9 protein-coding genes are annotated in these 12,059 nt (G+C 57.8%); 5 read left to right on the forward strand and 4 right to left on the reverse strand.

The window, feature by feature from the left end; translation table 11 throughout:
• Positions 1 to 12: 12 nt before the first annotated feature.
• Positions 13 to 1,032 (reverse strand): DUF481 domain-containing protein, encoded by a 1,020-nt coding sequence (locus EI185_RS16925; protein ID WP_124706331.1) that lies wholly within the window; start codon positions 1,030 to 1,032, stop codon positions 13 to 15.
• A 192-nt stretch (positions 1,033 to 1,224) separates the two neighbouring features.
• Here EI185_RS16925 and tadA point away from each other — a divergent pair, with 192 nt between their 5' ends.
• The 4 genes from tadA to EI185_RS16945 all read left to right on the forward strand — a co-directional run bounded on the left by tadA (position 1,225) and on the right by EI185_RS16945 (position 6,869).
• Positions 1,225 to 1,689 carry a tRNA adenosine(34) deaminase TadA gene (tadA, locus tag EI185_RS16930; protein ID WP_124706332.1) on the forward strand — a complete coding sequence of 155 codons (465 nt, stop codon included), beginning with the start codon at positions 1,225 to 1,227 and terminating at the stop codon, positions 1,687 to 1,689.
• Positions 1,686 to 2,183: a L,D-transpeptidase gene (locus EI185_RS16935; RefSeq protein ID WP_124706333.1), complete on the forward strand. Its 498-nt coding sequence runs from the start codon at positions 1,686 to 1,688 to the stop codon at positions 2,181 to 2,183. The genes tadA and EI185_RS16935 overlap by 4 nt, the downstream gene beginning before the upstream one ends.
• Before the next feature lie 70 nt (positions 2,184 to 2,253).
• Positions 2,254 to 6,231 carry a Pls/PosA family non-ribosomal peptide synthetase gene (locus tag EI185_RS16940; protein WP_124706334.1) on the forward strand — a complete coding sequence of 1,326 codons (3,978 nt, stop codon included), beginning with the start codon at positions 2,254 to 2,256 and terminating at the stop codon, positions 6,229 to 6,231.
• Positions 6,228 to 6,869 carry a 4'-phosphopantetheinyl transferase family protein gene (locus EI185_RS16945; protein ID WP_124706335.1) on the forward strand — a complete coding sequence of 214 codons (642 nt, stop codon included), beginning with the start codon at positions 6,228 to 6,230 and terminating at the stop codon, positions 6,867 to 6,869. The genes EI185_RS16940 and EI185_RS16945 overlap by 4 nt, the downstream gene beginning before the upstream one ends.
• 60 nt (positions 6,870 to 6,929) lie before the next feature.
• Here the strand turns inward: EI185_RS16945 and EI185_RS16950 are convergent, their stop codons facing one another.
• The 3 genes from EI185_RS16950 to nirK form a co-directional block, all read right to left on the reverse strand.
• Positions 6,930 to 7,544, reverse strand: a complete 615-nt coding sequence (locus EI185_RS16950; RefSeq protein ID WP_124706336.1) for an SCO family protein — start codon at positions 7,542 to 7,544, stop codon at positions 6,930 to 6,932.
• 126 nt (positions 7,545 to 7,670) lie between these two features.
• Positions 7,671 to 8,288, reverse strand: a complete 618-nt coding sequence (locus EI185_RS16955) for a formylglycine-generating enzyme family protein (protein ID WP_223247905.1) — start codon at positions 8,286 to 8,288, stop codon at positions 7,671 to 7,673.
• Between the two features lie 50 nt (positions 8,289 to 8,338).
• A complete protein-coding gene (nirK, locus tag EI185_RS16960; protein WP_189836452.1) occupies positions 8,339 to 9,754 on the reverse strand; it encodes a copper-containing nitrite reductase in 1,416 nt (471 codons plus the stop codon).
• A 267-nt stretch (positions 9,755 to 10,021) separates the two neighbouring features.
• On the opposite strand from nirK, the gene EI185_RS16965 reads away from it, so the two are divergent.
• The coding region (locus EI185_RS16965; protein WP_502697138.1) for a protein kinase family protein at positions 10,022 to 12,059 on the forward strand (2,038 nt) is incomplete at its 3' end.

A 12,059-nucleotide genomic window follows, 5' to 3' on the forward strand; every position in this document is an offset into this window, starting at 1 on the left:
CATGCCTGATATTTAGAACCCATAACCTAGCGTGGCTTGCAGGCTGCTATCCAGGGATTTTTTGCCTGCTGCGGGCTGGTGATCCCAGTTAACGGTAAATGCAAGACCGGTGGTAATGCTTTTCCCCACGGGGACCAGCAATGCAGTCTTGCTGCGTAACAGCATGTCGGCGTAGCTGGAGAGAGGTAGAAATACCTCACTGGAATTTTCCACTTTCAGGCCGCGGTTCCAGAAATACTGATCGTAGTCCACACCGAGGCGCAGCGCGGGTTCATTAACGACCGATGCATTCTTGAAGTGGGTACGAATGAAACTCAAGCCGCTTTCCAGCCCCAGATTCAAGTTTTCGCCACGATATACCTGATAGCCTGATCCGGCACCCAACGTGGTACGCAAATCGATATTGGCGAGCCTATCCTGTTCGAGTATGCCTTGTGCATAGAGATACATGCGCTTGCTGCGAAAACGGTCGTACTTGCCGGAGAGGCGCCTCCGTTCGGTAGTAACAATGGAATTGGCACCTGTTTCATGGTGCAAATCCCCCTTGAGTATGGTTCGGTTCAATCTGTTTTCGTATGTTAGCTGCCCGCTGAAATAATAATTGCTGGTCTCCGTATTGCCCCGTGCAAAGCCCAGGCCGGCATCCAGTCGTCCCGAGTATTTAAAGGCATCAGGGTCGATAATTTTTGTTGGATTAATGGCCAGAATATCGTCGCGACGCAATTTCTCACCCTTGGTCGGCCCGGTTGCAATCTGCATGCCGTTCTTGCCATCCGATTCGACCGTACCGTCAAATTCTCCGCTCTGCAATACAACGTGCGCTGGCGTCGTCAATTCGATTTGTGTAACGGCAGGCCATGACACGGTAATTTCTTTTTTCGCCACTCCCCATGAAGTCTTGATCGTCAGCTTGCTTGCTTCCATTCGTACGATCTTGCCGCTGATGCGATCGCCATTATTCAGCACTATCTGATCAGCTTGTGCAGATGTAATAAAAAAACAAAAAATTGGCAGCATCTGTCGGATGTTCATGGGTTTACTCCGGGAGATTAATTGCGGGTACCGAGCCTGAGAAGGCTGGCGGAATGAATGCTATCTACTAAGTCGAGGCCAGACCCGGTAGAAAGTTCCATCCGGGCATAAAGACACAATCACTTGATTCGTTCGTATTTTTGCAAAAATTTCCATGGGCAGACTACCCATGCAAACGCTATCATTTGCCTCATGGATGATGAATTTTACATGCGCGAAGCTATGCAGCTGGCGCGCAAGGCATGGGATGCCGGCGAGGTGCCGGTAGGCGCATTGGTTGTGCTGGATGGTGTCATTGTCGGACGCGGTTTTAATGCGCCGATTTCACGCCATGATCCCTCCGCCCATGCCGAGATGATGGCGTTGCGCGATGCGGCGCAGCATCTAGGCAACTATCGCCTGCCCGGCGTGACCCTGTATGTCACGCTGGAGCCCTGTGCGATGTGCGCAGGGGCAATCATGCACGCGCGCGTGGCGCGTGTGGTCTTTGGTGCTCCGGACCTGAAGACAGGTGCGGCGGGCAGCGTGCTGGATCTGTTCGCGGAAACCCGGCTCAACCATCACGCTGAAGTGATCGGCGGGGTGCTGGCTTCTGAATGCGGAATCATGTTGTCGAATTTTTTCGCCGAACGGCGCCAGATGGCCAAACTGACATGAAGATTGAAATTTCCATCGCCGAACAAACGCTCGATCTGTTTGATGAAACAGACAGGCTGGTCAAGCGTTACAAGGTTTCCACTGCTTCCAATGGGGCAGGGGAACAATCCGGCAGCTTCCGGACACCGCGTGGGGAGCACGTGGTGCGCGTCAAAATCGGCGCAGGTCTGCCACTGGGTTCGGTATTCGTCGGGCGTCGTCCAACCGGAGAAATATGGACGCCAGAACTGGGCGCGCAATTCCCCGAACGCGACTGGATATTGACTCGCATACTCTGGTTATCCGGCAAGGAACCGGGTTTTAACCGCCTGGGCAACGTGGACACCATGCACCGTTATATCTACATTCATGGCACACCGGATGACCAGCCTATGGGCGTGCCGGGCTCGCATGGCTGTATCCGCATGAGCAATGCGGACGTGGCGGATTTGTTTGATCGCATCCCGGCAGGGACGCCGGTATGGATACACGGCGACACAGAAACCGTTATTTAACATCGCTATGTAAACCTTAGCGGGACTGGCACGTTAATAGCCGTGCCAGTCCAACTTTAGGTAGCGACAAATGAATTTGCAGGCTTTTCAGACAGCATCCGATGCTTCTTCAGGGAAACCCCATGAGCAGCGCATTGATGGCCTGCATCAATTATTTGAAAATACGGTGGATGCCACACCGGATCGGACGGCGCTGGTATGCGAGGGGATTGAATACACCTACCTTGAACTGGACTGGCTTGCCAACCGCATGGCCTGGCGCCTGCATAGTGAGGGCGTGGCGGCGGGCGACAAGGTGGGTTTGCTGCTGGACCGCTCGCTGCAAACCTATGTCGCCGTCATTGCCATCCTCAAGCTGGGCGCTGCCTACGTGCCGCTGGATGCCAGCTTCCCGGCCGAGCGCATTGCCTATATTGCGGAGGATGCCGCATTCAGCCTGCTGGTCAGCCACTCGCGTTATGCCCAGTTATTGGCTGGTCTGCCGTGCGCGTATCTGCTGCTCGATAAAGAAACCGACCGCCTGCGTGCACTGCCAGCCACGCGGCTGACCGGCAAGCTTCCCGATAATCTGGAGCGCATGCTGTGCTACATCATCTACACCTCGGGTTCCACCGGCAAACCCAAGGGAGTGGAGGTCGAGCATCGCAGCGCCGTGAACTTCATCCAGGTTGCCACCGGAGTTTACGGGATTGTGCCGCAAGACCGCGTGTATCAGGGGCTGTCCATCTCGTTTGATTTTTCCATCGAGGAAATCTGGACGACTTTCAACACCGGCGCCACCCTCATCGCCGGCCCGGCGGACAAGGAAGCTGCGCTGGGCGATCGACTGGCGGATTTCCTCAACGCGCAGCAAGTGACCGTGCTATGCACCGTACCCACGCTGCTGTCCCTGATCGATAAAAACATCCCCACGCTGCGTTTCATCAACGTCGGCGGTGAAGCCTGCCCGCCGCATCTGGTCAAGCGCTGGTCGCGCCCGGGCCTGCGCTTCATCAATACCTACGGCCCGACCGAGGCGACCGCTTCGGCGACCTGGGCGGAGCTTTCCCCCAACAAGCCGGTAACCATCGGCCGCGCGCTGCCCACCTACACGATTTATTTGCTGGATGAAGCAATGCAGCCGGTGCCGGACGGCGCCATCGGTGAGATCTACATCGGCGGCGTTGGCGTGGCGCGCGGCTATACCAATCGGCCCCAGCTCACTGCAGAACGCTTTCTGTCCAATCCCTTGTCCCTGGAACCGGAGCGCCTCTACCGCACCGGCGATCTGGGCCGGCTCAACCCGGAAGGCGAAATCGAATACCTGGGGCGCGCCGATCTGCAGGTAAAGCTGCGCGGCTACCGTATCGAACTGGGCGAGATCGAATCGGTATTGCTGCGTGCGCCCGATATCCAGGCTGCCGCCGTGACCGTAGCCCGACAGGAGGACGGCATCGAAGAACTGGTCGCCTACATTGTGCCCAAAGCCAGCAGCGGGATCGACCACAAGGCCGTGGCAGCGCTGCTGCGCCAGGATTTGCCTGCCTACATGATCCCGGCGTATTTCGAGATTGTGGGTGATCTGCCGACGCTGTCCAGCGGCAAAATCAACCGCGCTGCGTTACCCAAACCCGGTTTTCATCGCCTGGTTGCCAGCGGCCAGAAAGTGGCGCCGCAGGGCGAACTGGAAATCGCCATCGCCAGCGTCTGGGGCACAGTGCTGAGGTTGGAGCAAGTGTCTGTAGTAGACGATTTTTTCCTCGATCTGGGCGGGCATTCGCTGTTTGCCGCACTGGCCGTGTCGCAGCTGCGCAAACAACCCGGCATGGCGCACGTGAGCCTGTCCGATCTTTACACCCATCCGACCGTGCAACGCTTGGCGCACTATCTGGCCAAGGCACGCCCGCAGCCCAGCGTGTTGCCTGTCCCAGCGCTCGCCGCCGCACCCGACTGGCTGCGTAATCTGCGTTATTTCCTGACCGGTACCGGGCAGGCGTTTGCACTGTATCTGCTGTTCTTCCTGCCTGCACTGATGCTGGCCATTGTCGGTGGCGTTATCCTCACGGAGAACGGCTTGATGCAGGCAGTGGGTTTGCTGGGCACGGTAAGCGTCATCGCGCTGACTTATCCGGTGCTGACGATCCTGTTGGCGGCGGCGGTGAAATGGCTGGTCATTGGCCGCTACCGCGCCGGCAGCTATCCGCTATGGGGCAGCTATTATTTCCGTTTCTGGCTGGTGGGGCGGGTGGCGGCACTGGTACCCCTTCATCTCATCGCCGGTTCACCGCTGATGCGCTTGTATCTGCGTCTGATGGGAACCAGGGTCGGCAAACATAGCCACATCGGTACTCAGCAGATCGCTGCCTTTGACATGCTGGAAATCGGCGCGGATGCGAGTGTCAACCACAATGCCCAGTTGCTGGGCTATAGCGTACGCGATGGTCGCCTGGAACTGGGGCCGATAGTTCTGGGCGCGGGCAGCCATGTCGGCAGCCAGGCAGTGGTCGGCATTCATACCCGGATCGGCGACAATGCAGCACTGCTGGAAAAATCGCTGCTCCCCGCAGGGGCGACAATTCCCGCCAATGAGGCGTGGGAGGGTTCTCCCGCGCGGCCGGTAGGCCTGTCAGCCGCTTTGCTGAATGGCATCCCGGCGCGTCCGGCCAAGCCCTTGCCAGGCTGGTCCATGCTTGCCGGTTACTGGATCGCCGCTTTCGCCGTGCTGCCGCTGGTGCCCGCGCTGGCGATCGTGCCGGGACTGGCGCTGATCCTGTATCTGACGCATCACGCGGGCCTGGCTGGCTATCTGGTGGCGCTGCTGCCCGCAGGTCTGTTGTACGCGATCACGCTGTCCATCCTGGTGGTGGCACTCAAACGGCTGATTCTGCCCAAACTGGAGGCGGGCGTGTACCCGGTCGAATCCGCCTTTTACCTGCGAAAATGGCTGGTGGACAAGCTCGCGGAAACCAGCCTGCTGTTCAACCAGGCCCTGTACGCCACGCTTTATCTGCCGCCGTTCCTGCGCATGATGGGCGCCAAGATCGGCGCGCGCGCAGAAATCTCCACCGTCTCCAACATCACGCCCGACCTGCTCGAAATTGGTGAGGAAACTTTTCTGGCCGATCAGGTTTCGATCGGCGCGGCGCGCATCCATCATGGCCTCGTCACACTGCAACCGGTGCGCGTCGGCGCGCGTGCATTTATTGGCAACGCCGCCGCATTGCCAGTGGGGGCGACGGTGCCGGACGGCAGCCTGATCGGCGTACTGTCTACCCCGCCGCGCCAGTCCATGCCGGCGGGCAGCGCCTGGGTCGGCCTGCCCAGCTTCTTCCTGCCGCGCCGGCAAATGGTGGAAGGCTTTAGCGAAACCGATACCTATCGCCCCAGCCGTCGTCAGGTCGCCATGCGTTATGGCTACGAGTTGCTGCGGATTATTCTGCCTGCCGCGCTGTCCTTTGGTGCCGTCGCCGTGGTGCTGCAGGCCCAGGACTGGCTGGATGATGCCTATGATCTGCCTGTGGTACTGGCGCTGCTGCCGCTGGTCTCCATCGCCGTTGTGGTCGCCGTCACCCTGTTCGCTGCCGCGGTAAAATGGCTCATGGTGGGCTCCTACAAGCCGCGTGTGGAACCGCTATGGAGCCACTTCGTGCGCCGCGCCGAATTCGTCACCGGCCTGTATGAAAACACCGCCGCACCGTTATTGATTACGCCGCTGCTGGGCACCCCGTTTGCCGGCTGGATATTGAGGCTGTTCGGCGTCAAGGTCGGCAAACGCGCCTTCATCGCCACTACCTTTTTCACCGAATTCGACCTGGTACACATCGGCAACGACGCCATCATTTCGCAGGATGTATCGCTGCAAACGCACCTGTTCGAAGACCGCATCATGAAAATGTCCCATGTGCGGGTGGGCGATGGCTGCGCCGTGGGCGAGAGCGGCGTCGTGCTCTACGATACCGTGATGGAGCCCGGTTCCAGCCTGGGTGCGCTGTCGCTGATGATGAAAGGCGAAACCCTGCCGCAAGACACCCACTGGGTCGGTGCCCCGGCGCAGAAAGAAGCCGCTTGACGACAGATAGCACCACGCTGCTTGCTCATTTTGGACTCACCCCGGAAACCCTGCCGAAGCTGGCAGACGGGGCGGAGTATGTCGTAGTTCCTCTCCCGCAAGACGTCCCTGCAGAGAGCCTCGACACCAGCGAGCGCCAGCGCGCAACGGCTTATGGCAACCGCGTCGCTGCGCAGCAATTCACCGCCTCGCGCGTGTTGCTGCGCGCCGTGCTCAGCCACTACCTCGGCTGCACCCCGGCTACCATCGCCTACGCCCAGCAAAACCAGGGCAAACCCACTCTCGCAGCACCTCACGCCGGTCAGCTGCATTTCAATCTCTCGCGCCGCAACGGCTGGTGTGCCATTGCCCTGTGCCGCAATCATCCGGTGGGGGTGGATATTGAACAGGTACGTGAGTTAATGGGTATGGAAGATGCTGCAGCAGTATATTTCAGTGCTAATGACTGCATGGTACTGAATCAATTGGGGGGGACGGCGAAACAGAGACGCTTCTTCGAGTTGTGGACAGCACTGGAAGCCAGTTGCAAGCGGCTTGGTTTGCGGCTGGCAGAAGCGGAGACGATGAGCGGGAATCAAAGCCTCCGTGTTTCGCATCATTACCTGGAAACGGGGTGGTTGATTGCAATTGCTGTTTAAGTCAGCCAAACCGTGTTCCAGCCCGCTGAGTACGAAGCACACCCGGGAACGCGTTGCCAATCAGGACGGCTTTAACGCAGCACGTATCTGCTTTAGGAAATCCTGGTCGGGTTTCGCGCCGAGTTGAGTACTGCTGGCAATGATCCTGCCAGTCGCGTCAAGTAGCACAATGCGGGTGCTATGGTTGATTTCACCACCTCCCAGCACGCGATATTTAACGCCAAGCGCGGATGCTATGGCCCGGGTATGTGCATCGTTGTCGCTAATGGAAAGCCGGAACACCATTTTGTCCAGATGATGAGACTCGCCCAGCCTGGCTAGCGTCGCAGGAGTATCCTGGGTTGGGTTCAGACTGATCATCAACACAGTCAGTTTATTATCCCGAGGCTGTACCGCGGCAATCGTTCGCTGTAAATTTTCCAGCACGATGGGGCAGGCGGTATTGCAATCGCCATAGAACATCGAAACCAGAACCAGATGTCCGGCCAGATCACGCAATTTAAAATGTTTGCCTTGCGAGTCGGTGAGTGGCATGGAGAGCCAGTAGAGTGAGTCTGCTGGTAGCGTCTTGGCTGTATCAGTGGTGCCGGCCGTCTGTGCCATTAAGGAACAGGGCATGGCAACGATTAAGGCTACTGTCAGCAGCATTTGTTTCAGTACTTTGTCTGCATTCATGATGTTTTTCCTTGTTTGCTTGCAACAGGATCGCGAACACACCGGAATCCGAGATACCGGCCAGTCTGATTACCTTCCATTGCGGCCAGCAGGGCCAGCCGCATCAGCACGGCATAATTTCTCCGATCACCAAGTGACAAAGCCGCACCACCGCAGAATTCGAGTTTTTTTTTGCTCGCCTTGGGCGCGGCTGTCGGCACTGACAAACAGGCCATTGAAGTCCTCCACCCACTCCCACACCAGTCCGTGCATATCATAAATGCCGTAACGGTTAGGAGGGGTTAAACCAATCTGCTGTGGAGGCAAAGTGGCAGGGTGGGCATACCAGGCAAGAATTTTGCTAAGCCATGCAGGATCATCGCGTGCATCGGTACGGGTCTCATCCGCTGCGGCAGAAAACTCCCACTCGTACCAGAACGGGAGTCGCGCCTGTTCGCTTTCGCAAAAGGCCGTAGCTGCGTACCAGCTGACCTCGGTGACCGGCCCCGACGGATCAAGTGCGCCCGGATCCGTCGGACCGGCCCAGTCGATAAGGTAGTCCGCTCCTGCAAACACCGTAGGAACATTGCCACGGCGCCATGCAGGATGCGTTATTACAAAGTCGCGATATTCCGCATTGCTGACGGGCCGCGTTCGCAACAGAAAGGGTGCGATTTTTGCAGGCTCCGTTTTCCCGTCCACCGGCAATGCACTGCGAAATTCACCACCCGGTAAGGCAATGTACTCTCCTGCAGTTGCGCCCATCGTTAACCCCCCGTATATGAGGAAGGCAACGATGAATCGAGGTATCGCTGTCACTGTTGTTTCACCTGACGCATTTCCTTGACCTGCACCGGGGTGAGAATGGCTTTGCCGTTGTTCATGTAGACGCTGATGTAATTGATCACAGCTGCGATATCCTCATCGTTGAGATCCTGCGGCGGCATCACCGAGTTGTAATGCTGGCCGTTGACCACCAGTTCCCCGCTACGACCATGCAACACAATGTGCGCCATTTCGTAAGGGCGTTGCTGGAAAAAGTCGGAATTTGCCAAAGGTGGAAACACCGTGGCGACTCCCTTGCCATCCGCCTGGTGACAAGCAACACAAGTACGGTCATATACTGCCTTGCCTTTGGCCAGGAGCGTATCGCTACTTGCTGGAACAGGCGCAGCAGTGGCGGCAGGCTTCGCCAGGCTGCCGGGCAGTGGTTTGATCACACCTTTGCTGTAGATGTCCGGTTGCTCAGCGCCGCTGACTGCCAGCAGGCCAATGGCGCCCTTGTTGAAAGCACGGGTGAGGGAATGGTCTACCAGCGTGAGATTTCCCGGCACTTTCGGCACAAACTCAACAATGGTCGACCCCCCTGCGGGCACCATCGTGGTTTGAACATTTTCCTGATAGTGTGTACCGCCCTCGGTATAAACCTTGTCGAAAATGGCCCCGATCACGTGGAAGCTGGACGTGATGTTAGGTCCGCCAACCCCGAAGAACAGTCGCACTTTCTCACCAGTATTCGCAGTGAGAGAGCGTGTACCTGTCAGCGCACCGTCAGCACCGTTGAACACGACATAGGTTGGTTTTTCATCAATCGCCTTCTGTATGTCGAAAGTTTGCAGGCCTTCGGCACGATAGGCACCGGATGTATAAAAATCACCCTGCATCACATAATATTCGCGGTCCACTTTGGACAGGCCTTCTTTGGGCTCGACCAATATCATGCCGTACATGCCGTTTGCCACGTGCATGGCAACCGGTGCTGTCGCGCAGTGATATACATACAGGCCCGACGCGAGTGCCTTGAAAGTAAATATGGCTTCGTTGCCTGGAGCGATCAGGGTCTGCGCGGCACCGCCGCCTGGGCCGCTGACTGCATGCAGATCAATATTGTGCGGCAGTTTATTGCCAGGGAGATTTTTCAAGTGTAATTCCACACTATCGCCCTCGCGCACCCGGATCATCTTCCCTGGCACAGTGCCGCCAAAGGTCCAAAAGGTATAACGGGTTCCCGGGGCGATCTCCTTTTCGACTTCCTCTATGGTCAGATCCACGACCACTCGCGCTGGAGTCTTTCGTGTGATTTGCGGGGGCACTGCTGGTGGCGCGACCAGCTTCTCCTTGATGATCGGCAACGCGGCTTCGGTTGTGGCAAAGGCATTAGCTGAAGGCAATGCGAACCTGGCCCAGGTAATTGCCATGATGGTGCTTGCAAGCTTGTATTTGGCTCTCATGAATATTCTCCCCTTGGATGGCAAGCCCACTATATGTGCTGCAGGGGAGGCTTGCCTTGACTTACATCAAGCCATTTAAAAAAACGGGATGAATTTTCTTAGGTACGCATCCTGGGCAGGGTACGTACGATAGCGCACAGACTGAGCTGAATTTAACGTCTATGATTAAGCTGTTCTCAGCTTGAGCGTACAGCTTCTGGCTGAGCCTGCGTATCAGTGCTGTCGACACACGCATTAGTCAAAATCGCGCCATAAATCGGAGGCGTATTGAAGCGCGCTGACCGGGCAATCGATTCCGTTGCAAAAATTATTGGTATTGCCAAATTGAAAAATCGTAGCAGCGTTTTCTCCGGTCTCGTGCATCAAGTAAAAACGCGCCTGGGCGAACGCACCACGCAACGTATCTATCCCAACGAAGAACCTCCGCTACGCTCGGAGTTGTTCAGTGCCGATCAGTTGGAACAGCACGGCAAGAATCTTGCGGCCATGCACAGGCTGACCTCGGTACGTGCCCCGAACCCATTGTTGGCACGACTCGCAGCCAACGAAGAGGTTCTGGTCAGCGTGAGCAATCTGCTGACTGCAGCGGTCGCGGCGAAACGCCGTATTACGCCGGCCGGGGAATGGCTGCTGGATAACTTCTACTTGATCGAGGAACAGATCCGCACGGCCAAGCGCCATTTGCCCAAGGGCTACAGCAAGGAACTACCGCGTCTGGCTCAAGGCACGGCAACCGGACTGCCGCGCGTCTATGCCATCGCGCTGGAGGCCATTTCACATGGCGATGGCAGGGTGGACCGGGGGGGATTCAGTCGTTTTGTAACGGCTTACCAAACGGTCGCGTCACTTGAGCTGGGTGAGTTGTGGGCAATTCCGATCATGCTGAGACTGGCTTTGATCGAGAATCTGCGGCGCGTCGCCGTGCGCATCGCTGCCGGCAGGGTCGAGCGCAATCTGGCCGACGCCTGGGTAGATCAGATGATCGTGATTGCGGAAACCGATCCCAAAAGCCTTATTCTGCTGACTGCCGACATGGCGCGATCCAATCCGCCCATGACCACGCCGTTCGTTTCCGAATTTGCGCGGCGCCTGCAAGGACAGGGTGCTGCGCTGGCGCTGCCGCTGACCTGGATAGAACAGCGACTTGCTGAATCAAACCTGACTATCGAACAACTCATCCAGACCGGAAACCAGCAACAGGCCGCCGATCAAGTGTCAATCAGCAACAGCATTGGCAGCCTGCGTTTCCTCGGCGCAGCAGACTGGCGTCAGTTTGTGGAATCCATGAGTGTGGTGGAGCAATTGTTGCGCAGCGATCCGGGGGCGGCATATGCCGGGATGGATTTCGCGACACGCGACCGTTATCGCCATCAGGTCGAGAAAATCGCCAGGCATTGCGCTTTGTCCGAGGGCGCGGTGGCAAAGCAGGCAGTCCAGTTGGCAGAGACTGCAGCAGCCAGCAAAGGCAGCGATGATCGTGCCGCGCATGTGGGGTATTACCTGATCGACCGGGGCTGTGCGGAACTCGAGGGGAAGGTAGCGCTGCGCCCTGGCTTATTCGCGCCATTGCACAGAATCGGACGGCGTTTCCCGTTGCCGCTGTATCTCGGGACCATCGCACTGATCTCGCTGTTGCTCGCCGGGGGCCTGGCGCTGGTCGCCTATGCCAGCGGCATCCCCACCTGGCTGCTGGTACTGGCCAATATCGCTGCGCTGATATCTGCCAGCCAGATGGTGGTAGCGTTGGTGAACTGGCTGGCGACCTTGCTGGCGTCGCCCAATCCATTGCCCAGAATGGATTTTTCCATGGGAATTCCTCCCGCATTCCGCACTCTGGTCATCGTCCCCACCATGCTGACCAGCGAGCCCGGCATCGAGGCTTTGATCGAGACGCTGGAGGTCCGTTTCCTGGCCAATCGGGACGATCACCTGCAGTTTGGCCTGCTCACCGACTTTCGCGATGCGCGGCAGGAAACGCTGGCCGAAGACGCGCCGCTGCTGCAGCTGGCGCAGACAAGAATTGACGAGCTGAATCGAAAATACGGCAGCGCAACGGGTGAATCGGGTGCCGACCTATTCTTCCTGTTCCACCGTCCGCGCCGCTGGAATCCACAGGAAAAGCTGTGGATGGGCTATGAACGCAAGCGCGGCAAGCTGGCGGAGCTGAATTCGTTATTGCGCGGGGGGGCGACGGACTGTTTCGCGCTGATCGTCGGTCAGCTTGCCGCCCTGTCGGAGGTGCGCTATGTCATTACCCTGGACACGGATACGCAGCTCCCGCGCGACGCCGCCCGCCAGTTGGTGG

The organism is Sulfuriferula multivorans (genome assembly GCF_003851125.1).
In the GTDB taxonomy this organism is placed as follows: domain Bacteria; phylum Pseudomonadota; class Gammaproteobacteria; order Burkholderiales; family Sulfuriferulaceae; genus Sulfuriferula; species Sulfuriferula multivorans.